Origin of the sequence: Amycolatopsis sp. (genome assembly GCF_035546795.1) — a bacterium.
Lineage (GTDB): Bacteria > Actinomycetota > Actinomycetes > Mycobacteriales > Pseudonocardiaceae > Amycolatopsis_E.
In genome coordinates, this window is the sequence record NZ_DASZWC010000019.1 from 32,242 (window position 1) to 57,409 (window position 25,168).

At 70.0% G+C, this 25,168-nt stretch carries 27 protein-coding genes and 1 pseudogene; 15 read left to right on the top strand and 13 right to left on the bottom strand.

Annotated features, from left to right (window positions below):
- Positions 1–50: 50 nt before the first annotated feature.
- Genes VHD82_RS12375 through VHD82_RS12390 form a run of 4 tightly spaced genes read left to right on the top strand, consistent with a single transcriptional unit; the run spans position 51 to position 2,283 of the window.
- Positions 51–662, top strand: a complete 612-nt coding sequence (locus VHD82_RS12375; RefSeq protein ID WP_325701455.1) for a hypothetical protein — start codon at positions 51–53, stop codon at positions 660–662.
- Positions 659–901: a ferredoxin gene (locus VHD82_RS12380; RefSeq protein WP_325701458.1), complete on the top strand. Its 243-nt coding sequence runs from the start codon at positions 659–661 to the stop codon at positions 899–901. The genes VHD82_RS12375 and VHD82_RS12380 overlap by 4 nt, the downstream gene beginning before the upstream one ends.
- Complete coding sequence (locus tag VHD82_RS12385; protein ID WP_325701461.1) at positions 894–2,150, top strand: FAD/NAD(P)-binding oxidoreductase; 1,257 nt, start codon at positions 894–896, stop codon at positions 2,148–2,150. Before VHD82_RS12380 ends, VHD82_RS12385 begins: the two co-directional genes overlap by 8 nt.
- Positions 2,143–2,283 carry a hypothetical protein gene (locus VHD82_RS12390; protein ID WP_325701464.1) on the top strand — a complete coding sequence of 47 codons (141 nt, stop codon included), beginning with the start codon at positions 2,143–2,145 and terminating at the stop codon, positions 2,281–2,283. Before VHD82_RS12385 ends, VHD82_RS12390 begins: the two co-directional genes overlap by 8 nt.
- A 93-nt stretch (positions 2,284–2,376) precedes the next feature.
- Here VHD82_RS12390 and dxs read toward each other — a convergent pair whose 3' ends face one another.
- Positions 2,377–4,287 (bottom strand): 1-deoxy-D-xylulose-5-phosphate synthase, encoded by a 1,911-nt coding sequence (dxs, locus tag VHD82_RS12395; RefSeq protein ID WP_325701467.1) that lies wholly within the window; start codon positions 4,285–4,287, stop codon positions 2,377–2,379.
- 305 nt (positions 4,288–4,592) lie between these two features.
- On the opposite strand from dxs, the gene VHD82_RS12400 reads away from it, so the two are divergent.
- Entirely contained in the window at positions 4,593–6,062 is a 1,470-nt protein-coding gene (locus tag VHD82_RS12400; RefSeq protein ID WP_325701470.1) for an aldehyde dehydrogenase family protein, read from the top strand.
- A 261-nt stretch (positions 6,063–6,323) separates the two neighbouring features.
- Positions 6,324–6,494: pseudogene (locus VHD82_RS12405) on the top strand (choline oxidase); the annotation flags it as partial.
- 215 nt (positions 6,495–6,709) lie between these two features.
- Here the strand turns inward: VHD82_RS12405 and VHD82_RS12410 are convergent.
- Genes VHD82_RS12410 through VHD82_RS12420 form a run of 3 tightly spaced genes read right to left on the bottom strand, consistent with a single transcriptional unit; the run spans position 6,710 to position 11,169 of the window.
- Entirely contained in the window at positions 6,710–7,864 is a 1,155-nt protein-coding gene (locus VHD82_RS12410) for a DUF2786 domain-containing protein (protein WP_325701473.1), read from the bottom strand.
- A 48-nt stretch (positions 7,865–7,912) separates the two neighbouring features.
- Positions 7,913–9,157 carry a class I SAM-dependent RNA methyltransferase gene (locus VHD82_RS12415; RefSeq protein WP_325701476.1) on the bottom strand — a complete coding sequence of 415 codons (1,245 nt, stop codon included), beginning with the start codon at positions 9,155–9,157 and terminating at the stop codon, positions 7,913–7,915.
- A complete protein-coding gene (locus tag VHD82_RS12420) occupies positions 9,154–11,169 on the bottom strand; it encodes an APC family permease (protein ID WP_325701478.1) in 2,016 nt (671 codons plus the stop codon). The genes VHD82_RS12415 and VHD82_RS12420 overlap by 4 nt, the downstream gene beginning before the upstream one ends.
- 178 nt (positions 11,170–11,347) lie before the next feature.
- On the opposite strand from VHD82_RS12420, the gene VHD82_RS12425 reads away from it, so the two are divergent.
- Together VHD82_RS12425 and VHD82_RS12430 are read left to right on the top strand one after the other, a co-directional pair.
- Positions 11,348–12,013, top strand: coding sequence for a TrkA family potassium uptake protein (locus VHD82_RS12425; RefSeq protein WP_325701481.1), 666 nt, complete (start codon positions 11,348–11,350; stop codon positions 12,011–12,013).
- Complete coding sequence (locus VHD82_RS12430) at positions 12,013–12,669, top strand: TrkA family potassium uptake protein (protein WP_325701484.1); 657 nt, start codon at positions 12,013–12,015, stop codon at positions 12,667–12,669. The genes VHD82_RS12425 and VHD82_RS12430 overlap by 1 nt, the downstream gene beginning before the upstream one ends.
- Here the strand turns inward: VHD82_RS12430 and VHD82_RS12435 are convergent.
- Positions 12,663–13,220 carry a TetR/AcrR family transcriptional regulator gene (locus VHD82_RS12435; RefSeq protein WP_325701486.1) on the bottom strand — a complete coding sequence of 186 codons (558 nt, stop codon included), beginning with the start codon at positions 13,218–13,220 and terminating at the stop codon, positions 12,663–12,665. The two genes, VHD82_RS12430 and VHD82_RS12435, sit on opposite strands and share 7 nt — an antisense overlap.
- Positions 13,221–13,287: 67 nt before the next feature.
- Here VHD82_RS12435 and VHD82_RS12440 point away from each other — a divergent pair, with 67 nt between their 5' ends.
- Positions 13,288–13,746, top strand: a complete 459-nt coding sequence (locus VHD82_RS12440) for a cupin domain-containing protein (protein WP_325701489.1) — start codon at positions 13,288–13,290, stop codon at positions 13,744–13,746.
- Between the two features lie 180 nt (positions 13,747–13,926).
- On the opposite strand, the gene VHD82_RS12445 is transcribed toward VHD82_RS12440, so the two are convergent.
- Positions 13,927–14,646: a DUF3159 domain-containing protein gene (locus tag VHD82_RS12445; RefSeq protein WP_325701492.1), complete on the bottom strand. Its 720-nt coding sequence runs from the start codon at positions 14,644–14,646 to the stop codon at positions 13,927–13,929.
- 15 nt (positions 14,647–14,661) lie between these two features.
- The gene (locus tag VHD82_RS12450) at positions 14,662–15,039 is read right to left on the bottom strand and encodes an OB-fold nucleic acid binding domain-containing protein (protein WP_325701495.1); all 378 of its coding nucleotides are present in this window, start codon (positions 15,037–15,039) and stop codon (positions 14,662–14,664) included.
- Between the two features lie 130 nt (positions 15,040–15,169).
- On the opposite strand from VHD82_RS12450, the gene VHD82_RS12455 reads away from it, so the two are divergent.
- Positions 15,170–15,862 carry an alpha/beta hydrolase gene (locus VHD82_RS12455; protein ID WP_325701498.1) on the top strand — a complete coding sequence of 231 codons (693 nt, stop codon included), beginning with the start codon at positions 15,170–15,172 and terminating at the stop codon, positions 15,860–15,862.
- On the opposite strand, the gene VHD82_RS12460 is transcribed toward VHD82_RS12455, so the two are convergent.
- Genes VHD82_RS12460 through dut form a run of 3 tightly spaced genes read right to left on the bottom strand, consistent with a single transcriptional unit; the run spans position 15,849 to position 17,614 of the window.
- Entirely contained in the window at positions 15,849–16,469 is a 621-nt protein-coding gene (locus VHD82_RS12460) for a LysE family translocator (RefSeq protein WP_325701501.1), read from the bottom strand. The two genes, VHD82_RS12455 and VHD82_RS12460, sit on opposite strands and share 14 nt — an antisense overlap.
- 3 nt (positions 16,470–16,472) lie before the next feature.
- Positions 16,473–17,129: a DUF3710 domain-containing protein gene (locus VHD82_RS12465; protein WP_325701506.1), complete on the bottom strand. Its 657-nt coding sequence runs from the start codon at positions 17,127–17,129 to the stop codon at positions 16,473–16,475.
- Positions 17,129–17,614 (bottom strand): dUTP diphosphatase, encoded by a 486-nt coding sequence (gene dut, locus VHD82_RS12470; protein ID WP_325701509.1) that lies wholly within the window; start codon positions 17,612–17,614, stop codon positions 17,129–17,131. Before dut ends, VHD82_RS12465 begins: the two co-directional genes overlap by 1 nt.
- 24 nt (positions 17,615–17,638) lie before the next feature.
- Between dut and VHD82_RS12475 the strand changes: the two genes are divergently transcribed.
- On the top strand, positions 17,639–18,121 hold the full coding sequence (locus tag VHD82_RS12475; protein ID WP_325701512.1) for a DUF3093 domain-containing protein: 483 nt from the start codon (positions 17,639–17,641) through the stop codon (positions 18,119–18,121).
- A 21-nt stretch (positions 18,122–18,142) separates the two neighbouring features.
- Here the strand turns inward: VHD82_RS12475 and VHD82_RS12480 are convergent, their stop codons facing one another.
- Positions 18,143–18,451 (bottom strand): DUF4193 domain-containing protein, encoded by a 309-nt coding sequence (locus tag VHD82_RS12480; protein ID WP_325701515.1) that lies wholly within the window; start codon positions 18,449–18,451, stop codon positions 18,143–18,145.
- Between the two features lie 392 nt (positions 18,452–18,843).
- Between VHD82_RS12480 and cei the strand changes: the two genes are divergently transcribed.
- A complete protein-coding gene (gene cei, locus VHD82_RS12485) occupies positions 18,844–19,524 on the top strand; it encodes an envelope integrity protein Cei (protein ID WP_325701517.1) in 681 nt (226 codons plus the stop codon).
- A 6-nt stretch (positions 19,525–19,530) separates the two neighbouring features.
- Here cei and VHD82_RS12490 read toward each other — a convergent pair whose 3' ends face one another.
- The gene (locus VHD82_RS12490) at positions 19,531–20,358 is read right to left on the bottom strand and encodes an inositol monophosphatase family protein (RefSeq protein WP_325701520.1); all 828 of its coding nucleotides are present in this window, start codon (positions 20,356–20,358) and stop codon (positions 19,531–19,533) included.
- Positions 20,359–20,514: 156 nt separating this feature from the next.
- Between VHD82_RS12490 and ppgK the strand changes: the two genes are divergently transcribed.
- The 3 genes from ppgK (at position 20,515) to VHD82_RS12505 (ending at position 24,455) form a co-directional block, all read left to right on the top strand.
- Positions 20,515–21,276 (top strand): polyphosphate--glucose phosphotransferase, encoded by a 762-nt coding sequence (ppgK, locus tag VHD82_RS12495; protein ID WP_325701523.1) that lies wholly within the window; start codon positions 20,515–20,517, stop codon positions 21,274–21,276.
- A 160-nt stretch (positions 21,277–21,436) separates the two neighbouring features.
- Entirely contained in the window at positions 21,437–22,891 is a 1,455-nt protein-coding gene (locus tag VHD82_RS12500) for an RNA polymerase sigma factor (RefSeq protein WP_414637503.1), read from the top strand.
- Between the two features lie 100 nt (positions 22,892–22,991).
- The gene (locus VHD82_RS12505; protein WP_325701529.1) at positions 22,992–24,455 is read left to right on the top strand and encodes an amino acid permease; all 1,464 of its coding nucleotides are present in this window, start codon (positions 22,992–22,994) and stop codon (positions 24,453–24,455) included.
- On the opposite strand, the gene VHD82_RS12510 is transcribed toward VHD82_RS12505, so the two are convergent.
- Complete coding sequence (locus VHD82_RS12510; RefSeq protein ID WP_325701532.1) at positions 24,421–25,164, bottom strand: DUF6885 family protein; 744 nt, start codon at positions 25,162–25,164, stop codon at positions 24,421–24,423. The two genes, VHD82_RS12505 and VHD82_RS12510, sit on opposite strands and share 35 nt — an antisense overlap.
- Between the last annotated feature and the right edge of the window lie 4 nt (positions 25,165–25,168).

The following is a 25,168-nucleotide window of genomic DNA, read 5'->3' on the forward strand; positions in this document are numbered from 1 at the left end:
AGCCTCGGGACGATTCCTCGGAAAGCGCTTTCCGGAAGGCGGCCGCGGCCATGACCGTTTCCGACAGCCTGTCCTGGGCGCTGATGCCGCTGGCGCAGCAGTCCTCGGACGCCGGACTGCGCAGCGCTGCGCAGTTGTCGGCCCGGATCTCGTACGTCTTCATGTGCCTCACGCTGTGCTGGGGCGTGCTCACCGCGACGGGCTGGGTCCGCAACATGACCGGCCGGAAAGCCCTGCGTGGCGGGCACATGGTGCTGGCGACGCTGACACTGGCGTTCGGCGTCGTGCACGCCGCATCGTTCTACTTCCTGTCGTTCGGCGCTTTCTCCGTCGCCAGGCTGACGGTGCCCTTCCTGCCCAGCGGCCTCGCCCGGCACAGCCTCGGCATCATCGGGCTGGAACTGATGATCGCCATCGCCGTCACGGCCGGGATGCACCGGTTCATCGCCTACCGGCGCTGGCTGTGGCTGCACCGGCTGGCCTACCTGGCCATCCCGCTGCTGGCGGTGCACTCGTTCTTCGGTGCGATCGCCAACGGGCATCTGGCCGTGCTGTGGCTGGCCGGGATCACGTTGCTGGTCCCGACGATCACCATGTCCGTGCTGCGTTTCCTCCCCTCCCGTGTGCTCGAACGAATCGGCCTTGTCGAGGAACTGGTATGAAAACTCTCAACCGTCTGCGAGGTCCGCGCATCAGCGTGGACAACGATCGCTGTGAGGTCTACGGCATCTGCGTGTGGGAAGCACCGCGACTGTTCCAGCTCGACCGGGACGGGCGGCTGCGCTACCGCCGCCAGCTGACCGAGCCGGATTTCGACCAGGCCGCCGCGGCGGCCCGCTCCTGCCCCATGCAGGCCATCGTGCTGCGGGGCATGGCGGAACAGGTGAGTGCCGATGAGTGACGGCGACAGAATCGTCATCGTCGGCGGCGGCGTCGCGGGCCTGCGCGCCGCCGAACGGTTGCGCGAGCTGAAGTTCGACGGCGAGATCATCATCGTCTGCGACGAGCGCCGCCGCCCGTACCACCGGCCGATGGTGTCCAAACAGCTGGTGACCGGCCAGATCCGGCCGCTCGACGTGGAACTGAAGTCCTACACCGAACTGGACGCGCACTGGCGGCTGGGTACCAGGGCCACCCACCTGGACACCGGCCAGCGCGTCGTGCACCTGCCCGGTAAGGAGGAACTCTGGTACGACGGGCTGATCATCGCCACCGGCGTGGTGCCGCGGCACCTGCCCGGCTCGCCGCGGCACGATCCGAGAGTGCGCACGCTGCGCACCATCGAGGACGCGGTCTCGCTGCGCCGCGCTCTGGTCAAGAGCAGCAAACCCGCCGTGGTCATCGGCAGCGGGCTGATCGGCTGTGAGTTCGCGGCGAGCATGCGCACCCTCGGCCGCGACGTCACCCTCGTCGGGCACGCGAAGGCGCCGCTGTACCGGTTCGGTCCGCGGGTGTCGGAGGCGGTGGCGGAGACGCACCGCAAACACCGGGCAGGCCTGGCGATGAACTCCGAGGTGCGGCACTGGATCAGCACCAAGGAAGCCTTCGGCCTGCACCTGACGAACAACAAGCTGGTAGTGGCCAGCTGCGTGGTGCTCGCCATCGGCAGCGTGCCGGCGGTGGACTGGCTGCGCGGATCCGGGCTGACGCTGGACGACGGCGTGCTGTGCGAGCCGACGTTGTTCGCCGTCGGCGGTGAGGACGTAGTCGTCGCCGGTGACGCGGCGCAATGGCCGAATCTGCGTTTCGACGACGTGCCACGGCGAGTGGAGCACTGGCTCAACGCCGTCGAGTCCGCACGCGCCGCCGCCGAGAACCTCATGGTCGGGCGACGGCTGGCGAAGCCGTTCACGCCGCTGCCGCGGGCCTGGTCGAGCATCTACGAGCACCGGCTGCAGATGGCCGGGATGCCCGCGCTCGGCGAGGACACCGTGTCGCTGGCCGACGGGGTCACCGGGTTCGTCCGCAACGGGCAGCTCGTCGGCGCCTGCGGCTGGGACCGGCCCCGCGCGATGCTGCACTGGACCGCTGAACTCGAACGCCGGCTGCCCGTGCCGGAGCCGGTGCCCGCGACCATGCGGACCGAGGCGCTGCCTTCGCTGGAGGACGCGGTGTTCTCCGAAGAGGAATGGCTGACCGTCGGTGGCTGACAGTCGCGTCAACGAGATCGAAAGGGGGTCCATCGAGGACCGGGATGCCCTCGCGCACGACGCGGGCACACTCGGCGGCCGCCTGCGGCAGACCATTCACTTCGACGACGGCGACATCGCGGTGGTCGAGTAACGCGGCGGGGGCCGGCCCAGGGTGACACTCCACCCCCCGAGGGTGTCACCCTGGGTTTCCCGCTGCCTGGGCACCGCGGCGGTCACGCCATGATCAGTTCCCCGGAGAGTCCGCCGCCTCGGCCTGAGGTTCACGAAGCAGGTTCGACGCCCACTCCGTCACCCGGCGCGCCACGTCCTGCGCGGTCAGGCCGACCCGGGCGAGCACCTCTTCCCGCGACCCGTGCTCGTGGAACTGTTGCGGCACAGCGAGATCACGCAACGGCACGTCGCACTCGGCGTCCCGCAGCAGGGCCGCGAGCGCGGAACCGAAACCGCCGTGGCGACCGCTGTCCTCCACCGTCACGACCAGCCGGTGCCGCTGCGCCAGCTCGACGAGCTGCTCGGGCACCGGCAGCACCCAGCGCGGATCCACCACTGTGACCGCGATTCCCTGGTCCGCCAACCGCTCCGCGGCCGCCAGCCCGAGCTGCGCGAACGCGCCCACCGCGACCAGCAGCACGTCCCCGTCCTCAGCAGGCTTGCGCAGCACATCGACCACACCGGTGCGCTCGACCGCGGGGATCGACTCCGGCACGCTGCCCTTGGAGAACCGCAGCACCGTCGGCCCGTCGGAAACCGAGACCGCTTCGCGCAGCTCCTCGCGCAGCGTCTCGGCGTCACGCGGGGCGGCGACCTTGATGCCCGGCACCATGCCCAGCAACGACAGATCCCACATTCCGTGGTGGCTCGGCCCGTCCGGGCCGGTGATCCCGGCACGGTCCAGCACCAGGGTGACCGGCTGGTGGTGCAGCGCCACGTCCATCAGCAGCTGGTCGAACGCGCGGTTGAGGAACGTGGAGTACACCGCGACCACCGGGTGCAGCCCGCCCATCGCGAGCCCGGCGGCGGAGGTGACCGCGTGCTGCTCGGCGATTCCGACGTCGTACCAGCGATTCGGGAAACGGTCGGCGAACTCGTGCAAACCGGTGGAGCGCAGCATCGCGGCGGTGATCGCCACGACGTCCTCGCGCCCGGCCCCGATCTCGGCCAGTTCGGCCCCGAACACCGAAGTCCAGCTGAGGCCCTTGGGTTTGGGCAGCCCGGTCTCCGGGTCGATCGGGTCGGTCTGGTGCATCTGGTCGGCCTCGTGATTGACCGCCGGCGGGTAGCCGTGGCCCTTCTCGGTGACCGCGTGCACGACCACCGGGCCGCCGAACGCCTTCGCGGCCTGCAGGGCCTTCTCCAGCGCCACCAGGTCGTGCCCGTCGACCGGGCCGAGGTATTTCAGGCCGAGGTCGGAGAACATCATCTGCGGGATCAGCGCGTCCCGGATGCCGGCCTTCGCGGCGTGCAGCGCGGCGTAGATCGGCTTGCCCACCACCGGGGTGTGCAGCAGGAACTCACGGCCACCGTCGAGCATCCGCTCGTACCCTGGCTGCAACCGCAGCGAGGCGAGGTGCTCGGCGAAACCGCCGATGGTCGGCGAGTAGGAGCGGCCGTTGTCGTTGACCACGATCACCACCGGGCGGCCGGGCTCGACGGCGATGTTGTTCAGCGCCTCCCAGCACATCCCGCCGGTCAGCGCCCCGTCGCCGACCACGGCCACGGTGTGCCTGCCGCCGCCGGCCAGTTCGAACGCCTTGGACAGACCGTCCACATAGGACAGTGCGGTGGAGGCGTGGCTGTTCTCCACGAAGTCGTGCTCGCTCTCGGCGCGGACCGGGTAGCCGCCGACCCCACCGGGCTGGCGCAGCAGGTCGAACCCCTCCTGCCGGCCGGTGAGGATCTTGTGGACGTAGCTCTGGTGCCCGACGTCGAACACGATCGCGTCCCGCGGGGAGTCGAAGACGCGGTGCAGCGCCATCGTCAGCTCGACCACGCCGAGGTTCGGGCCGAGGTGCCCGCCGGCGCGGCGCACCCGGTCGATCAGGAAGTCCCGGATCTCACCGGCCAGCTGCTCCAGTTGCCCTTGCCCCATCCGCTTGAGGTCGGCAGGCCCGTGCACAGACTCCAGTAAAGTCAACTCTCCACCTCACCCTGTAGATCCGCAGACCGTCCGGCCAGTCTACGGACGGCCGAAACCCCCGCGCCGCCCCACGCGGCCTTCCTCACGTGGCCCGGATGTCCGAACCTTCCCCCGCACGCGGTCCTCACGTGATCACGAATGGGAGCCAGGTGATCACGGTCGGTGGCTTGAGGCCCCGAACGTGGGCCAGTCACCAATCCGATCGAAAGTAGGCGGATACGGAATGCAGCCGACCCACCGGCCGGGAGGAACTCCCGCGTAGGATTCTCGACCGGTCAAAACTCGCCGGTAAAGGAGGCCTGGTGGCGGACTTTTTCCTCGACGGCGAGTGGGTGTCCGCGCGCCACGGTGGCCGGCGCGAGATCCGCTGTCCTGCCGACGGTTCCCTGGTCGGCGTGGTCGACGAGGCGACGGCCGACGACACCGGGGCGGCTATCGCGGCGGCTCGCGCGGCGTTCGACTCCGGCCCGTGGCCGTCCACCCCGGCGCCCGAACGCGGTGACCTGCTGCTGCGGGTGGCCGGGCTGATCGAGCGGGACAGGGACACCTATGCCCGCGCCGAATCGCTCGACACCGGCAAACGCCTGGTGGAAAGCGAATACGACATGGCCGACATCGCGGCCTGCTTCCGCTACTTCGGCAAGCTCGCCGGCCAGGACGCGGGCCGGGTCGTCGACACCGGCAGCCCGGACGCGATCAGCCGCATCGTGTACGAGCCCGTCGGCGTTTGCGGACTGATCACGCCGTGGAACTACCCGCTGCTGCAGGCCGCTTGGAAGGTCGCGCCCGCGCTGGCCGCGGGCAACACGTTCGTGCTCAAGCCCAGCGAGCTCACCCCGCACACCGCGATCCTGTTGATGCGCACCCTCACCGAGGCCGGGCTGCCCGCGGGCGTGGCGAATCTGGTGCTGGGCGCCGGGCCCGGCGCCGGCGCCCCGCTGTCCGAGCACCCGGACGTCGACCTGGTGTCGTTCACCGGCGGGCCGGCCACTGGCAAGCGGATAGCGGCGACCGCGGCGGCGACGGTGAAGAAGGTCGCGCTCGAACTGGGCGGCAAGAACCCCAACGTGGTGTTCGCCGACACCGACTTCGAGACGGCCGTGGACTACGTGCTCACCGCCGTGTTCCTGCACTCCGGCCAGGTCTGCTCGGCGGGCGCGCGGCTGATCGTGCAGGAGGAGATGCACGACGACCTGGTGGCCGAGGTGGTGCGCCGCGCGGAGCGGATCCGGCTCGGCGGCCCGTTCGACCCGGAAGCCGAAACCGGCCCGCTCGTTTCGGCGCAGCACCTGGCGAAGGTGGAGAAGTACGTCGAGACCGCGCTCGCCGAGGGCGCCGTGCTGCGCACCGGCGGCAGGCGTCCCGACGACGAACGCCTCGCGGGCGGGCACTACTACCTGCCGACCGTGCTGGACAACGTGAAGCAGGGCAGCTTCGCCGTGACGGAGGAGTCCTTCGGCCCCGTGCTCACCGTCGAGACCTTCACCGACGAGGACGACGCGGTGCGCATCGCCAACGACACGCACTACGGGCTGGCCGGCGGGGTGTTCACGTCGGACGCGTCGCGCGCGCAGCGGGTGGCGAACCGGCTTCGGCACGGGACGGTGTGGATCAACGACTTCCACCCGTACCTGCCGCAGGCCGAATGGGGCGGGTTCAAGCAGTCCGGCTTCGGCCGCGAGCTGGGGCCGACCGGGCTGGCGGAGTACCAGGAAGCCAAGCACATCTACCAGAACCTGCGGCCGGGCCCGTCGGGGTGGTTCCGCAAGTGAGCGAGTTCGCCCGGCGGCCGGTCTGTCCGATGTGGACGATCCGGCGGTGCTGGAGCTGGACCGTTGCGCGAAGGTGCCGGGCGGGTGTTCCTCGCACAGCTCGCGCACGCTTTCTGGGCCCCTGCCGGGATGCCGGCCGGCCCGCATGCCGACAGCAGCGCGACACCGCACGGGTTTCGCGGCAGCACCGAGCGGATCGTCACCGGGCCATCCGTGCTCGGCATTCGGTCCACTTTGGATGTTCGAACTGTCCGGGATCGGGCCGAGCATTTGCGCGAGGTGGGCGTGGACGTGCTTGTGGACTCCCCTGGCGTCGGCTCGAACCTGCAGGACCATCCTGAGGGGCTGGTCCAGTGGGTAGCTGCCCGGCCGATGGTGACCGAATCGACGCAATGGTGGGAGATCGGCATCTTCACCACCACCGAGCCCGGCCGGACCTGATGGTCGGTGCCGTTCGTTGCTGGGGGCGCCGCGGTGAGGTGCTGGTTGCGGTGCGACAGCAACGGACGCGCGCAGGGCGCCGTGTGCCCCACCCCCGCCCCGACCTTTGAGTGTTCACGCGGCTTGGGATGCGGGGGTGAGCTGGGCGTGCGATGCGTTGCCGGGTGTCCGTTTTGGCGCGAGGCCTGGGTGGCGCCTCCTTCTCCTTACCCTGTCAGGCGTCTGCGCTCGGGAGTCAGCTTCGCCTGGTCGGCGGCGGCGCGGCCGGCCTGCCAGCCGGCACCGTTGCTGACGGAGTGGGTGCGGCGGCCGACATCCGGGAACAGGCGGCCGAACAGCGCATCCACCTCCGCGGTCCGGCGCGCGAGCACCGGCAGCAGTCGCTCGTCGGACAGCTGTTCGCCACCGGCTTTGTCCGCCTCCGCGAGCCGCTCCCCGATGCGCACCGCGTACGACAGCAGGAACGCGTGCCGGAAAGACCGCGTGCGCGACTGGCCGCTCAGCGACACGTGCCGGCCGGCGGCGAGCATCGCCTCCGTCGCCTGCACCAGCAGCGAAGTGGCAAGCAGTTCGACGATGTCCAGATCCACCTCATGCCCGACCACGGCGAGGAAACCGAGCTTCTCGTACGACACCGCGCGGCACCGGTTCGCCGACGCCACCGCCGTGACGAGCGAGGATTTCGGTGCCACGTAAGGATCATCGAGCCAGAACCGCCGCGCGGAGCCTGCCACCCGGGAATCGACCAGCGCCTGTTCGAACGAGTAGCGGCTCATCAGCTCCTGCGCCTTCGCCGACAGGGCCTCCGCCTCCTCGGGGTACGGCGTGGACTCCGCCTTCGCCAGCAACGACCGCACCCGGGCGAGCATTTTCTCGTCCACGCCCTCCTCGGCCGGCAGCGGCAGATCGGGCAGCTGGGGCAACGTGGCCAGCGCCGCCAACGTCGTAACAGCACGGGAAAGCGCGTACTCGGCCGAACAATCCCGCCGCCGCGCCCATTGGCTCAGCCGGGGCTCGCCGGCCTGCCACCACACCGACGCCTCGATCCGCTCCAACTGCGACAGCCAGGCCTGTGGCACCGTCGCCGCCGGACTGCGATCCACCTCGGCCGCGACAGCGTCACCCGCCAGGGAGGCACCCTCGGAACCCGCCCGGCGCAGAGCGATCCGATGCACGTCGTAGGGCTGCCACCCGCGCCGCAACAGCCTCGCGGCCACCTCCAGCAGCACCAGATCGGCCCCGGTCGCCACCAGCCGCGCCCGGCCCGGACGCGCGCTCAGCTCACGCACCACCGGGTCACGCAAGCGCGTGTCCGCCGCCGCGCGCAACAGCAGCCCGGTGATCTCCTCCAGCTCCCGCATCCGGCCTACCCCGGCGCCCGGCCGAGCGCGCCGGCGGCACGGTCGAAATCAGTCAGTCGGTCCACGCGCGACATCATGCCCCGGCCCACCGACAGTTTCGGGCACGACGAGAGCCACGCACTCGACGTGATGGGTCATCGGGAAGGCGTCGAAGGCACGCAACCGCTCCAGCCGGTACCCGTGCGCGGAGAACGTCGACAGGTCGCGGGCCAGTGCCGCCGGGTCGCACGCCACGTAGACCACACGGGACGGCTCATGCTCCACAATGGACTCGACGACCGCCCGGCCGGCCCCGGACCTCGGCGGGTCCAGGACGACCACCGAAGGCCGCCCTGGCAGCTCCCGCACCACGTGCTCCACCCGCCCGGACCGCCAGCGCACCTGTGGCAGATCGCTGAGCGCCCGTTCCCCGTCCGACACCGCGCGGCGCCCGGACTCGACGGCCACCACCTCACCGCCCGGCCCGACCTGACCGGCCAGTACCGACGCGAACAGGCCGACCCCGGCGTAGAGATCCCAGACCAGACCGTCCCGTGGCGCGTCCGCCCATTCACCCGTGACCGCCGCGAACGTCTCCGCCGCCGCGGGATGCACCTGCCAGAAGCCGTGCGCGTCCAGTTTCCAGTCGCGACCGGCCGCGTGCTGTACCGCCAAGCCGCCCCGGATCTGCCGTGCCCGGCGCTTCCCGCGCACGAGGCCCAGCTCGCGTACATGTGTCTGCCCGTCGCCGTCGCTGGTGACCTCCAGCTCCGAGCCCGGCCGCCAGCGCCGCGACAGCACCGGCTCCAGCGCCCCCGGCACGGAGATCGGGCAGTCGTCGAGCGCGATCACCCGATGGCTGTGGTGCGCCCGCAGCCCGGCCCGCCCGTCCTTGCCCGCGACCAGCCGCACCCGGCTGCGCCAGTCCAGCGGACCACCCGGAAGTGCTTCCACCACAACGGAAAGCTCGATCCCGGCCAACCGCCGCAGCTGCTCTTCGACCACCCGGGCCTTGAGCTCACGCTGGAAATCCGGCTCGGCGTGCTGCCAGTCGCAGCCGCCACACAGACCCGGCCCGGCCAGCGGGCACGGCGGCGAAACCCGTTCCGGCGCCGCCTTGAGCACCTCCACGGCGTCGGCGCGGCAGAACGAACCGCCCTTGTCCTCGGTGACCTCGATGCGCACGACCTCACCCGGCAGCGCGTGCCGGACGAACACCACGCGGCCCTCGACGCGGGACACGCAGTGCCCACCGTGTGCGACCGGTCCGACCTCGGCCTCGAACGTGCGCCCCGCCCAGCTCGCCGTCGTCACCGCCCGCTTCCCTTGCCGGTGGTGTCGTACAGCCCGCGCCGCACGTCGCCGGCCGCGGGCCGGGCCCGCATCGCCCGGCGCACCGCCGCTTCGGAGGAAGCCAGCTGCCAGGGCACACTCGCCACGATCACGCCGGGCTGGAACAGCAGCCTGCCCTTGAGCCGCAACGCACTCTGGTTGTGCAGCAGCTGTTCCCACCAGCGCCCGACCACGTACTCGGGGATGAAAACCGTGACGACGTTGCGCGGATTGTCGCCGCGCACGCGCTTCACGTAGTCCACGACGGGTTTGGTGATCTCGCGATACGGCGACTCGAGCACCTTCAGCGGCACCTTGAACCCGTGCTTCTCCCATTCGGCGGTGAGCTGCCTGGTCTCGTCGTCGTCGACGTTGACCGTGACCGCCTCCAGCACGTCCGGCCGGAATGCCTTGGCGTAGGCCAGCGCCCGCAGCGTCGGCCGGTGCAGCTTGGAGACCAGCACGACCGCGTGGTTGCGCGACGGCAGCACGCTGGGCGCCTCACCGTCCACTTCGGCCAGTTCGGTCGCGACCCGGTCGTAGTGTCTGCGGATCGCCGTCATCAGCAGGAAGATCGCCACCATCGCGGCGATCGCGATCCACGCGCCCAGCAGGAACTTGGTGATCAGCACGATCACCAGCACGGTGCCGGTCATGGTCAGCCCGATCGCGTTGACCGTCTGCGACCGGCGCATCCGCCGCCGCACCGAGGGATCGGTTTCCCTTGCCAGCAACCGGTTCCAGTGCCGGATCATGCCGGCCTGGCTGACCGTGAACGACACGAACACGCCCACGATGTAGAGCTGGATCAGCCTGGTCACCTCGGCGTCGAAAGCGATGATCAGCACCAGCGCGAACGCGGCGAGGAACAGGATGCCGTTGGAGAACGCCAGCCGGTCGCCACGGGTGTGCAACTGCCGCGGCAGGAAGCGGTCCTGCGCCAGGATCGAGCCCAGCACCGGGAACCCGTTGAACGCGGTGTTGGCCGCCAGCAACAGGATGATGCCGGTCGCGAAGGAGACGTAGTAGAACCCCGGCGGGAAGTGCGCGAAGACCGCGTGCGCGATCTGGGTGACGATCGTCTTCTGCTCGTAGCCCGCGGGCGCGCCGGCGAGCTGCCGTGCCGGGTCCTCGGCGAACTTGACGTCGGTGATGATCGCCAGCGCGATGATCCCGATCAGCATGGTGACCGCGAGCACACCCATCAGCAGCAGTGTGGTGGCCGCGTTCTTGGACTTGGGCTTGCGGAACGCGGGCACACCGTTGCTGATCGCCTCGACCCCGGTCAGCGCCGCCGCGCCGGAGGAGAACGACCGCAGGATCAGGAAGACGAAGGCGAACCCGGCCAGCGAGTTTTCCTCGTGCAGCTGGAAACCCGCGCTCTCGGCGTGCAGCGGGGTGCCGCGCGCGGCCTCGAACAGCCCCCACGCCACCATGATCAGAATGCCCGCGATGAACCCGTATGTCGGGATTGCGAAGGCCTTGCCCGATTCGCGGACGCCGCGCAGGTTCAGCGCGGTCAGCACCGCCACGATGAGGACGGCGAAAATCACCTTGTGCTGGGCGACGAACGGGATCGCGGAACCGATGTTCGCCACGCCCGAGGACGTGGACACCGCGACGGTCAGCACATAGTCCACCAGCAGCGCGCTGGCCACGGTGAGCCCGAATCTGCCGCCGAGGTTGGTGGTGGCCACCTCGTAGTCCCCGCCGCCGCTGGGGTACGCGTGCACGTTCTGCCGATACGACGCGACGACCACCAGCATGACCAGCGCGACGGCGATGCCGATCCAGGGCGCCAGCGTGTACGCGGACAGGCCGGCGACGCTCAGCGTGAGGAAGATTTCCTCAGGCGCGTAAGCGACACTGGAGAGGGCGTCCGACGCGAAGATGGGCAGCGCGATGCGTTTGGGGAGCAGGGTGTGCGACAACCGGTCACTGCGGAACGGGGCGCCAAGCACAAGCCGCTTGGCGACAGTCGCGAACTTCGGCACCCCCGAAGAGTAACTGTGACGCGCAGCGCCTCCGTTCAGGGCGGTCGTGGTCGACGGTGACCGGACACATGCGTAACTGTGATGACGGGCAGGGTGTCACGTTCCGCCGGACAAGGTAGGTTCTGCGCTGGCGTAACGCGGGTAACCGCCATACGGGTGACTAACAGGAGGCAAGCGGGTGCACGTGGTGATCATGGGATGTGGCCGGGTAGGCGCGTCCCTGGCCGCGGCGCTGGAGCGCCTGGGTCATGAGGTCGCGGTGATCGACAAGGTGCAGGAAGCCTTCCGGCGCCTCGGCAGCGACTTCCAGGGCAGGCAGATCCTCGGCATCGGGTTCGACCGGCAGGTGCTCATCGACGCCGGGATCGAAAGAGCCGGCGCGTTCGCCGCCGTGTCCAGTGGCGACAACTCCAACATCATCTCCGCGAGGGTCGCCCGCGAGAACTTCGGCGTGGAGCACGTCGTGGCCCGCATCTACGACCCCAAGCGTGCCGCGGTCTACGAGCGGCTGGGGATCCCCACGGTGGCCACCGTGCCGTGGACCACCGACCGGTTCCTGCGCACCCTGCTGCCGGACGGCGTCGCATCGGCGTGGCGCGACCCGACGGGCAACATGGCGGTGCTGCAGCTGCCGTTCCACGAGGCCTGGGTGGGCCGCAACGTCCAGGACCTGCAGGAGGCCACCGGCGCGCGGGTGGCGTTCATCATGCGGTTCGGCACCCCGGTGCTGCCGGACTCGAAAACCGCGCTGCAGGCCGATGATCTGGTCTACGTGGCGGCGCGCTCCGGCACGGTCGGCGACGTGAGCAGCGTCGCGGCGAAAGCTCCCGAGGAGGAGAACTGATGCGGGTGGCGATCGCCGGTGCCGGCGCCGTCGGGCGTTCGATCGCGACGGAACTGATCGACGGCGGGCATCAGGTGATGCTCATCGAGCGGCAGTCCGCCCAGTTCGAGCCGGACACGGTGGAGCAGGCGGACTGGGTGCTCGGCGACGCCTGCGAGGTGTCCACGCTCGAAGAGTCCGGTGTGGAGCGTTGCGACGTGGTGATCGCCGCGACCGGGGACGACAAGGTCAACGTCGTGGTCTCGTTGCTGGCCAAGACGGAGTTCGCGGTGCGCCGCGTGGTGGCCAGGGTGAACAACCCGGCCAACGAGTGGCTGTTCACCGACGCCTGGGGCGTGGACGTCGCGGTGTCCACCCCGCGCATGCTCGCCGCGATGGTCGAGGAGGCCGTCAGCGTCGGCGATCTGGTGCGGCTGATGACCTTCCGGCAGGGGCAGGCCAACCTGGTCGAACTGACCCTGCCGCCGGAGACGCCGCTGGCGGGCCGCCCGGTCAGCGAGATCGCGCTGCCCCGGGACGCCGCGCTGGTGACGATCCTGCGTGGGGAGCGGGTGATCGTGCCGCAGCCGGAGGATCCGCTGGAGCCCGGTGACGAGCTGCTGTTCGTGGCTTCCTCGGAGGTCGAGGCCGACGTCCGGGCCGCGCTGGGCTACTGACGGAACCCGTGGGCGGCGAGCTCGTTGAAGCGCCGCCAGTCGCCGCTGCCGGTGCGGATCACCGCGGACAGGCCGCAGACGATGAGGTAGACGTCCGCGGTGGTGAGGTCTTCGCGTAGCGCGCCGGCTTGTTTGCCGCGCTCGATCAGCTCCGCCACGACCTCCTCCAGCACCGCGCGGGCGGCGCCGGTCGGCGGTGTGCCGGGCGCGTCGCGGACGGCTTGGATCGCGGCGGACAACCCGGGGTCGGCCGTGAGCACTTCCCCGACGTGCTGGAGGTATTTCTCCAGTCCGCGCACGGGAGAGCGCAGGCATTCGGCGCGGGCGTACTCGGCGATCTCCGCGAAGCGCTGATCGGCCGCGGCCTCGACGAGCGCCTGCTTCGTCGGGAAATGCCGGTAAACCGTGCCCACACCGACACCGGCGGCGCGCGCGATTTCGGGCAGTTGGACGTCCTCACCACGCTCGGCGAACAGCTCGCGCGCAGTGGCGAGCACCTTGCCGCGGTTGCGTTCGGCGTCGGCCCGGACCTTCTTCGGCGAGGTTGACAAACTCTCCCCATCTCGATTATCTGGAAACGGACTCCGATTCCGTTACGCTACCAGAGAGGCACCCGCCATGAGTGACCGTTTCCTGCTCCTGGAGGCCGGCGAAGCCCGGCCGAGCCGCGTTCCGCTGCCGCCCGCTTTCGCCGTCAAGGCGACGACCGAGGACACCGAAGGCAAGCTCTCACTGCTGGAGGTGACGCTGGGGCAGGACATCCCACGGCACGTGCACCACCACGCCGACGAGGCGATCTACGTGCTTTCCGGCGAGCTGGTCGTGGAGTACGACGACCGCACGCACAAGGCGGGCGCGGGGGCGTTCGTCCTGCTGCCGCACGGGATTCCGCACGCGCTACGCCGCGGCTCCACCCCGCCGCCGCGGGTGCTCCAGATCTCCGCGCCCGGCGGCTGGGAGCACTACGTGGAGGACCTTTTCGAAGCCGGGCCCACGGTGTTCACCGACGGCGCCCTGGACCCGGCGAAGATCAACCCGATCGCCGCCCGCCACGAAATCACCTACGAGGAGAGCTGAGGCGTCTTTTCAACGGGGCAGGAGCCGCTTGCCGTCACCTTGCACTCCGCTGCCGAATTCTGCGGCGGCTCCTGGCGAGGGCAGCGCCGACATGGTGAGGGCACTGTCGTCCGCCAGGGATGATGGCCGGGCCGGCGGGTGGGGATTCAGGCTGAGCCGATCCCGGAGTCAGGGGCCGACTTACGCTTCGTTCGGGCGATGGCTGTACTTGAGGCGGAGGGCGGCCTCGGTATCCGCTTCGGCGGCTTCCTTGGCCTCCTCCAGCTCCTTGAGGCGCTTGTCCGAGCGGCGCACCGCCCACACCACCACCAGCAGCGCCAGCGCGTACAGCGGGTACCCCATCGCGATCTTCGCGAAGGCCAGCCAGCCGGTGTGGTCGGAGTTGTACAGCCAGCGCTGTACCACGAACCGGGCGGCGAACACGGCGGCGAGCGCCAGTGTGGCGACGTCGTAGCCGAAGCGGGAGGGCTTGTCCTTGTGCCAGGCGGTGCCGGTGCCGTTGAGGAAGTTCCAGATCACCCCGGCCAGCGGCCAGCGCACCACCACCGACACCACGAACACCCCGCAGTAGACGAGGCTGGCCCAGATACCGAACAGGAAGAAGCCCTTCGCGGAGCCGGTGCGGTAGGCGATGAACGCCGCGATGGCCACCCCGAAGAACCCCGAGATGGCCGGCTGCAGCGGCTCCTTGCGCACCAGGCGCAGCACGGCGATCGCCACCGCGCTGCCCAGCGAGCTCCAGATCCCGGCCTGCAGCCCGAAGAAGGCGTTGGCCAGGACGAACACCACCACCGGCACCGACGAGTAGATCAGCCCGGACACGCCACCCATCTGTTCCAGGAGGGTGGCTTCCTTCTCGTCCTCGGCCTTGTGCTCGTCGGTGGGGGCGGGGTCAGTCACGTTTTCGATACCAACTCAGGATGTCGTCTGCAGCTCGTAGAACGGGTTGTACAGCACCTTCTGACCGTCGCGCTCGGCCATCCGGCCGCGCACCTTGATCGTCCGCCCAGGCTCGATCCCCGGGATCCGGCGCCGTCCGAGCCAGACTAGCGTCACGCCTTCGGTTCCGTCGAACAACTCAGCCTGCAGAGTGGCGGCCTCGTTCGTGGGACACAGGTTGACGCTGCGGAGTCTGCCGAGCACGGTCACTTCTTCACCCGACCGGCAGTCACAGGCGCGCTGCGCCCCGACCGCCTCGGATTTTTCCGATAGATCGTCGGCGTCGAGCTCGTCGACGTCGCTGGTCAGCTTCTTCACCAACCGGCTGAAGTAGCCGCCGTCTTTGGCGGACATAGGCGGTGCTCCTACTGCTCCGGGGCCCCCGACTTGAAATACGGCCCGTACCTGAACAACGGTAGCCTTGTGGCTTTCGTTCCAGGCAAGGGAAACGGGTTTGGCGCAAGATCGCAACGTGATGTCGGCTATGTCCGCCGGCCCCGCCGTGCTGATGCCGGGCACCGGGTCCGACGAGATCTTCGTCCGCAGTGTTTTCGCAGGTCCGCTGGCCGCGATCGGGGTGACGGCGGTTACCCCGGCGCCCGAGCCCGGTGATCGGCTCGCGGTGGGCTTCCTCACCCGGCTCGACGAGCTGGCCACCGCGCCGCTGCTGGTCGGCGGGATCTCCTTCGGCGCGCACCTCGCGGCCGAGTGGGCGGTCCGCAATCCGGACCGCTGCGCCGGCCTGCTGCTGGCCCTTCCCGCCTGGCACGGCGAGCCGCGGGACGCGCCAGCGTCACTGGCCGCGAAAGCCTCCGCCGAGCTGGTCGAACGCGAAGGCCTGGAGCGCGCGCTGAAGTTCTCCGTGGACGGCGTGGCCCCCTGGCTCGCGGCCGAGCTGAACCGCGCCTGGCGGCGGCACGGTGACGGGCTGGCGGCGAGCCTGCGGGTGGCAGCCGATCGTCCCGCGCCGACGCTGGAAGCGTTGGCGGAACTGGACATTCCGGTCGGAATCGCGGCCTGTTCGGACGATCCCGTGCACCCGGCGCGGGTCGCGCACGAGTGGGCCGCCGCGCTGAAGCACGGCACGGTCCGCGAGACGGCGCTGGCCGCGCTGGGCCAGGACCGTGAGTCGCTGGGCCGCGCCGCGGTGGCGGCCTGGCAGGTCAGTCGGCGGTAGCGACGAAGGCGCCGAGGCCGATCATCACCGCGCCGCCGGCCACGCGCTGCCGGATCCGCCAGCGCGGATGCGCCAGCAGCCGCTGCCCCAGCTGACCGGCGAACAGCGCCACCACCAGGTCCGCGAGCGACGCCAGCGCCATCGCGATCACCCCCAGCAGCAGGAACACCAGCGGCGCCGGCGCCTGCTCCGGGTGCACGAAATGCGGCAGCAGCGCCATGAAGTACAACGCCGTCTTCGGGTTCAGCAGCTCCGACAAGATCCCCTGCACCAGCGGCGAACGCGCCAGGTTCCCCGCCGCGCCGTCGTCACCCTCGTCGTGGCGCTGCCGGATCGCCTGCACCCCGAGGTAGAGCAGGTACGCCGCGCCCGCGTACTTGACCACGGTGAACGCGACGGTCGAGGCGGCCAGCACCGCGGACAACCCGAGCGCGGCCGCGACGACGTGCGTGGTGGCGCCGATGCTGTTGCCCACCACCGAGCGCAGTCCCTCGGACCGGCCGCCGCGCAGCGAACGGGCGAGCACGTACAACAGGCCCGGCCCCGGCGTGATCGCGAAGATCGTCGCCGTGACCAGGAAGATCAGCCATTCGTCGGCGGTGGGCACGGCTCAGGCCTGCTGTTCGGCGATGTGCTGGGCAACCGCGTGGGGCAGCGTGATGGGCAGCGGGGTGCGCACCGGCATCGGCGCGTCCCCGCGCACGACGATGGTGTCGCGCACGATGTCCCGCAGCACGCCCGGCGCCTCCGCGGCCTGTGACTGCGGGCCGGCGATGACCCCGCGCAGCATCCAGCGCGGCCCGTCGACACCCACGAACCGCAGCGCCACATCGCCGATCAGCGCGGACAGCTCCACATCCCACTTGCCGTCACCGGAGGTGATCTTGGCGCCGTCGGCGCGCAGCTGCTCGGTCAGCTCGGCGGCGACCTCCTGCCACAGCCCGCCCGACCGCGGCGCGGCGTAGGCGCTCACCGTGACCTGGCCCTGCGCGGTGACCACGTGCACCGCACGCACCCCGCCCGCCTCCGGGTCCATCTCGACCTGCACCTGGGCGCCCTCGGGCACCGGCACGCGCACGGAACCGAGGTCGATCCGCGGCACCCCGTCTTCCTCGGCGTCGGCCACGTCGAACGGGCCGTCGGTGACGACCGGCAGCGGCGCCTCGTACTCGTCGTCGTCCTCGATGTCCTCGACCGGATCCGGCGCGGCGTGTCTGCCGCGGCGTTCCTCGGTGACCGGGCGCCGCTTGCGTCCGAAAATGCCCACTAGCCCCTCGCTCCTTCTTCCCCAGACACGCCGTCAAGCCTGGCATGCCCGCCCGTGGATCCGTAACCGCCGTCCCCTCGCTCGGACGCTTCGAGCTCGGCGACCTCCACGAACTCCGCGGTCTCCACCCGTTGCACGACCAGCTGCGCGATCCGGTCACCACGGACCAGTTTCACCGGCTCGGTGAGATCGTGGTTGATCAGGCACACCTTGATCTCGCCGCGGTACCCCGCGTCGATCGTGCCCGGGGTGTTGACCACGGACAGCCCCGCCCGCGCCGCGAGTCCCGAGCGCGGATGCACGAAACCGGCGTAGCCCTCGGGCAGCGCGATCGCGATCCCGGTGCCGACCACCGCTCGCGCGCCGGGCGCGAGCACGACGTCTTCGGTGGTCACGAGATCGGCCCCGGCGTCGCCGGGGCGTGCGTAACGGGGAAGTGGCACACCCGGATCGAGCCGGGTGAGCAGGACCTGCACGGTGGACACGGGCGGCGAGACTACCCTGAAGGCGTGGGTGAGAGCGCAAGCGCGGCCGGAACGCCGGTGAGCACGGCAGCCAAACAGCATTCGGAACGGCTTTACGTCCCGTGGTGGGGCTGGCCGCTGCCGATCATCGCCGCCGGCCTGCTGGCCGCCGAGGTCGACATGGGGATCACCGGGCTGCCCCAATGGTTGCCCTTCGTCGTGCTGATCCCGCTGATGGCGGCGTGGCTGATCAGCCTCGGCCGGACCAGGATCGCGGTCACCGACGGCGAGCTGTGGGCGGGCAAGGCCCACCTTCCGCTGCGGTTCGTCGGCGAGGTCGAGGTGATCGACAAGAACCACAAGCGCAAGGCGCTGGGCCCCGAACTGGACCCGGCGGCGTTCGTCGCACACCGCGGCTGGGTCGGCCCGGTGCTGCGAGTGCACCTGACCGATCCGGCGGATCCCACGCCTTACTGGATTGTCAGTTCGCGCAGGCCGGAGGCGCTGGCCGAGCTACTGCGCCAGTAGCCCGACCCGGTGCCCCTCGCCCTACGCGCAGTCCCGGCAGATCATCTGGCCGCCCGATTCCTCGGCCAGCCGGCTGCGGTGGTGCACCAGGAAGCACACCGAACAAGTGAACTCGTCCGCCTGCTTCGGCACCACCTTGACCGTCAGATCCTCCCCGGAGAGCCCGGACAGATCGGCGCCCGGGAGCTCGAAGTTCTCCGCGGTCGCGTCCTCGTCCACGTCCACGACGCCGGACTGGTTTTCGTTACGCCTGGCCTTCAGCTCCTCCAACGAGTCTTCGGCCAGCTCGTCGGCTTCGCTGCGGCGCGGAGCGTCGTAGTCGGTCGCCATTGTCCCTCACCCCTGCGATCAGCTTCGGTATCACTTGTCGAAGAATTCGCGATGCGCTTCGCGTATCCTTCGTGCCGCTGGACAACGTTCCAGCGCCCCTGTTTGTGCCCGGCGGGCGTAGTGAGGCAGGTCTCTCTTCCACAACTGGTCAGGGGACCCGAACTACGGCCGGAGCCCGCAGAGGGTAGCTCACGGCATACCCGAACCCGCAACGGGTTAGTCGATGCCCTCCATACGTCACCCGCCAGGGGGAATGGCCGGTCACGCGACAACGGGGCCGACCCACCCGAATGGCGGCGTCGGCGCTGGTGCAGTGTAACGCTTAGGCTGACCGGGGACGACGGTCCAGATAGCTGTAACGAAGTGTCGGGATCGGGGAAGGGAACGGGCAGGTGGCGTCGGGGATCGGTTTCGGCAACCGCAGAAAACGGGGCTACCGCAAACGCCGGCCACTCCCCGCGTTGATCGTCATCGCGGTGCTCGGGCTCGTCGCGATGGCCGTGTGGGTGCGCGCCATCAGCAGCCGCTCGGACATCGACGAACTGCTGCGCTGCGATCCGGCGCCCACCCCGGCACAGGGCATGACATACACCTCACTGAGCCATTCGGCACTCGACGACACCGCGCCGATCCCGCCGGAGAAGATCGCGGTCAAGGTGCTCAACGCGAGCCAGGCCCGCGGCCAGGCCTCGATCACCACCGAGAGCCTGCGCGAACTCGGCTTCACCCAGATCGGCGCGCCGGAGAACGACCCGGCCTATCCCAACGGCGTCGAGGCCAAGTGCCACGGCCAGATCCGCTTCGGCGACAACGGGGTGTCCGCGGCGCGCACGCTGAGCCTGGTGCTGCCGTGCGTGGAGCTGGTCAAGGACACCCGGGCGGACGCCTCGGTGGATGTGTCCATCGGCAGCGGGTTCGGCGACGTACGGCCCACTCAGCAGGCGCGGGACGTGCTCCAGCAGCTGCAGGCCTGGTCGGCACAGCACCCGGGCGACGGCAACGAGCAGTCGGCCGGTTCGTCGGCGGTCATCGATCCCGCGCTGCTGTCCGCCGCCCGCAACGCGGCCTGCTGAGCGCGCTCACACGTCCTTGAACCCGCACTCGACGAGTGCGGCGTGCAGCGGCGCGGCGATACCGGGCGCGGCGGCGAAAGTCGCATCCGTACCGAGCGCCGTGTCCTCGCCCGGCAGCGAGACGACGGCACCGGCTTCGGCGGCGATCAGCGCGCCGGCCGCCCAGTCCCACCGATGCAGGCCGTGTTCGACGTACGCGTCCGTCCAGCCCGCCGCGACAGCGCACAGGTCGAGCGAAGCGGCGCCGGGGCGGCGGATGTCCCGGACGCGCCCGAGCAGCTCAGCGACAGCCCGCGCCTGGCGCGCACGGCGCTCGGCCGCGTACCCGAAGCCCGTCGCGACCAGAGTCAGATCCAGCCGCTGCGCTGCTGAGACGTGCAACCGCCGGCCGTCCAGCCACGCGCCCTCGCCCCGCGCGGCCGTCCACACCCGGCCGTCGACGGGCTCGACGACCGCGCCCGCGACCGAGACCCCGTCCACCTGCGCGGCCACCGAAACGACGAAAGCCGGTGCGCCGTAAAGGAAATTGACCGTGCCGTCGATCGGGTCGACCACCCAGGTCACCCCCTCGCCCGCGCTACCGCCCTCCTCCTCGCCGAGCACGTGCTCCCCCGGCCGCAGTTCGGCAAGCCGCTCCCGCACCAGCCGCTCGGACGCGCGGTCCACCGCGGTCACCACGTCGGTGTCGGTGGACTTGGTGTCGACCTGCACGGACTGGCCTGTCAACATGGCCTCACGGGCCTGGCGCACGAGGGTCGCGGCCGCACCGGCCACCTGGACAGCGACGTCTTTGAGTTCGGTCTCGAAGGCTCCCACGCATCCATGTGACCACATCCGGTGCCGTGCCGTTCTTTACCAGTCCGACTACAGCCACGGCGGAAACAGGTCTCTACGAGCACATTCGCCGCGGACGCGTATCCGCCTGCTTCCGGTCGGACTAGTAAAGTCTCGTGGATAGGCTTCTGAATCGAGTAGGAAGGGAAAACGCCAATGACGGCGACCCGCGGTTTCGGTATCGACATCGGCGGCAGTGGTATCAAGGGCGCCCTCGTCGACCTGGAAAAGGGCGAGCTCATTGGCGACCGCCTGCGGATCGACACGCCCCGCCCGTCGACACCCGAAGCGGTCGCCGACGTGGTGGCCAAGGTGGTCAAGCACTTCGGCTGGGACGGCCCGGTCGGCATCACGCTCCCCGCGGTCGTCAAAAAGGGTGTCGCGCACACCGCGGCCAACATCGATCCGGCGTGGATCGGCACCGACGCGGACGCGCTCTTCGCCGAGCGCATCGGCCGGGACGTCAAGGACGTCGCGATGCTGAACGACGCGGACGCGGCGGGCATGGCCGAGATCCGGTTCGGCGACCCCGCGGCCCGCACCGGCGTGGCCACCCTGCTCACCTTCGGCACCGGCATCGGCAGCGCCGTCTTCCACGACGGCAAGCTCGTGCCCAACACCGAGTTCGGCCACCTCGAAGTGGACGGGCACGACGCGGAGAAGAAGGCCGCCGCCTCGGTCAAGGACAATGAGGAACTGACCTACCACCAGTGGGCCAAGCGGGTTAACCGTTACCTGACCGTGCTGGAGGACCTGATCTGGCCGGATCTGTTCATCGTCGGCGGCGGGGTCAGCAAGAAGGCCGAGAAATGGGTCCCCCACCTCGAGATCCGGACCAAGATCATCGTGGCATCGTTGCAGAACAACGCCGGGATCGTGGGCGCGGCCGCGGCGGCCGTCGAGGGCATCGAGCACTGACCCGGCACGGGACGCGGGCCGGGTGCGGGCATGATCGCCCGCAACGCACCGGCGTATCGTCGTTACAATGGAACACGGCCCACGGTCGCGGAAGCAAAGCCGCAGGCCGCGGGACGTTCCCCGAATTTGAGGCAGCCGGGAGCCACCAGCCCGGTTCGCCCTGATCGACCGCTGCGAAAGGGCGTACGTGGCAGCCGCAAAAACCGCTACCCGAAGCGGCACGAAGACATCGAGCGCCGCCCAGGCTTCGTCGGCCGGCGCGAGCGCGGAACCCGACGCAGGCGCTGAGGACGCCGTCACCACGCGGACCGGCCAGGCCGAAAAGAAGCCGGCCAAGAAGGGCCCGGCCGCCAAGAAGGGCGCCCGCAAGCCCGGCACCAAGGGCAAGGGCGAGGACTCGGGTGAGCCCGACGGCCCCGGTGGCGAGGAGCTGGAGGACGTCGATCTCGACGCCGACCTGGCCGACCTCGAGGAAGAGGTCGAGGTCGACGTCGTCGACGCCACGGTGACCGAGGAGACCGACGACTCCGACGAGGAAGAGGAGCGTCCGGTCCCGCGGTCCGAGCGCGGCAGCGGCCGGAGCACCACCAGCCGCGACAGCAACGCCGGCAAGACCTCCAACGACCCGGACTTCGTCTGGGACGAGGAGGAGTCCGAGGCGCTGCGGCAGGCCCGCAAGGACGCCGAGCTGACCGCCTCCGCGGACTCGGTGCGCGCCTACCTCAAGCAGATCGGCAAGGTCGCGCTGCTCAACGCCGAGGAGGAGGTGGAGCTCGCCAAGCGCATCGAGGCCGGGCTCTACGCCGCCGAGCGCGTCCGCGTCGCCGAGGAGGAGGGCGAGAAGCTCGCCACCCAGATGCGGCGCGATCTCAAGTGGATCGTCCGTGACGGTGAGCGCGCCAAGAACCACCTGCTGGAGGCCAACCTCCGGCTGGTCGTCTCGCTCGCCAAGCGCTACACCGGCCGCGGCATGGCGTTCCTGGACCTGATCCAGGAGGGCAACCTCGGCCTGATCCGTGCGGTCGAGAAGTTCGACTACACCAAGGGCTACAAGTTCTCCACGTACGCGACGTGGTGGATCCGCCAGGCGATCACCCGCGCGATGGCCGACCAGGCGCGCACCATCCGGATCCCGGTGCACATGGTCGAGGTCATCAACAAGCTGGGCCGCATCCAGCGCGAGCTGCTCCAGGACCTCGGGCGCGAGCCCACCCCGGAGGAGCTGGCCAAGGAAATGGACATCTCGCCGGAGAAGGTGCTGGAGATCCAGCAGTACGCCCGCGAGCCCATTTCGCTGGACCAGACCATCGGCGACGAGGGCGACTCGCAGCTCGGTGACTTCATCGAGGACTCGGAAGCCGTGGTCGCGGTGGACGCGGTGTCGTTCACGCTGCTGCAGGACCAGCTGCAGTCGGTGCTGCAGACGTTGTCCGAGCGCGAGGCGGGTGTGGTGCGGCTGCGGTTCGGCCTCACCGACGGCCAGCCCCGCACGCTGGACGAGATCGGCCAGGTCTACGGGGTCACCCGGGAGCGGATCCGGCAGATCGAGTCGAAGACGATGTCGAAGCTGCGCCACCCGTCGCGATCGCAGGTCCTGCGCGACTACCTCGACTGACAGCGCTTTCTCCTGCGGAGGGCCGCCACGTTCCCACGTGGCGGCCCTCCGTCGTTTTCGTTACCCTGCGGCGCCGCCCGTGATCTTCTAACCTCGGCGGATGGGCATCACGCGCACGCTCGACGTGGACGAAATCCTTGCCAGAGGGGAATCCGGAACCCTCAAGCGCCGGTTACGCGGCCGGGACCTGGTCGGGTTCGGGGTCGGCATCATCATCGGTACCGGCATCTTCACCCTCGCCGGGGTGGAGGCGAAAACCCACGCGGGGCCGGCCGTGATCCTGTCGTTCGTGATCGGCGCGGTCGTCGCCGGGCTCGCGGCCCTGTGCTACGCCGAGCTCGCGTCGAGTGTGCCGACCGCGGGAAGCGCTTACACCTACGCGTTCGCGACGCTCGGTGAAGTGTTCGCGTGGATCATCGGCTGGGACCTGCTGCTGGAGTTCGCGCTCGGCGCGGCCGTGGTTTCCCGTGGCTGGTCGGGATATCTGGCGAACCTGCTCGGGCTGCCGTCGCGGTGGTTCGGCGAGGACGCGACGGTCAACGTCGGCGCGGTGGTGATCATCGCGATCCTGACCGCGGTGGCGGTGGCCGGGATCCGCGAGTCGGCGCTGATCACCAACGTGCTGGTGATCGTGAAGGTCGCGGTGTGCGTGCTGATCGTGGCTGTCGGGGTGTTCTTCGTCAAGGGCGCCAACCTTTCCCCGTTCATCCCGCCCGCCCAGCCGGCCTCCGGCGGAGGCAGCGTGCTCAAGCAGCCGGTGGTCGAAGCCGGTCTCGGGCTGGAGCCGTCGATCTACGGCTTCGCGGGCGTGGTGAGCGCGGCGGCGATCGTGTTCTTCGCCTATACCGGCTTCGAAGCGCTGGCGAACCTCGGCGAGGAAACCCGCAACCCGAGCAAGGACCTGCGCGTCGGGATCCTCGGCGCGCTGGGTGTGTGCGCGGTGCTCTACGTCGCGGTTTCGGTCGTGCTGACCGGGATGATCCCGTTCACCGACATCGACACCGGCGCGCCGCTGGCATCGGCCTTCGACTCGGTCGGCCTGCACTGGGTTGGCGCGCTGATCTCGATCGGCGCGGTCACCGGGCTGACGTCGGTGATGATGGTGGAGCTGGTGACGATCGGGCGGATCGGGTTCGCGATGGGCCGGGACGGGTTGCTGCCCAAGGCTTTGGGCACCGCGCACCCGCGCTGGGGCACCCCGCACCGGATGACGATCGGCGGCGCGGTGCTGATCGCCGTGCTCGCGGCGTTCGTGCCGATCACCGAGCTGTCCGACATGGTCAGCATCGGCGCGCTGTCCGCGATGATCATCGTCGCGATCGCGGTTCCGGTGCTGCGCAGGAAGCGCCCGGAGCTCAAGCGCCCGTTCCGGGTGCCCTTCTCCCCGGTGACCCCGATCCTGGCGGCGATCGCGTGTTTCTACCTGATGCTCAACCTGGACGTGCTCACCTGGATCCGGTTCGCGGCCTGGCTGGCCGTCGGCCTGATCATCTACTTCGGTTACGGCCGCACGCATTCGCGGCTGGCGGTCACCAGAGAACCGGTCGCAGACCACAGTTCCTGACCAGCTCGACGGCCTGCTGTTCGTGCTCGGGGCCGACCACGAACAGCAGGCCCCGGCCGCCGTCCAGAGCCAGGGCCAGCCGTTCGAGCATCTGGAAGTGCAAGCCCCGCTCGCCGAGCGAGGGATAGGTGTCCACTATGGACACCAGGGTGCCGCCGACGCCGGTGACGGTGCCCGCCAGCAGCACGAAGTGCCCCACTTTCCAGCGCGAAGTCCACAACGGCGGCAGCCCGCCTTCGAGGTAGTCCAGCAAGGCCCGCTCGGGTGTGTCGTGCGCGCCGAGCTCGGCAGTGTCCACATTGGCCAGAACCGTGACCCGGGGCAGCCCGGCCACCCCGTCGAGCAACGCGCGCAGTGCGTCGGGGCTCCATCGGCCGGAGGCCGGCACCACCCGGAGCCGCCCGCGCGACAGCTCCTGGACCGCTTCGGCGACACCGGCCGCCGAGGCACCCGCGTCGTCAGGATTTTCGGCCTGCGGCAAGGAAATCCGGTAGTCGTCGCGACCCTTCTCCCCTGGCGGCCAGGTCGGGGTGCCGTCCGGGTACAGCCGCACCCCGGCCGCCGCCGCGGCCTCGTCCTGATCCAGCACCGGGATTCCGTTGGCGCGCAACGCCACCAGCGTCACGAACCCGCCGCAGAGATCGTTCTTCTGCGGCATCTCGGCGCGGGCGACGGCGATCTGTTCCCGCGCTCCGGGGAACCAGCGCACTCCA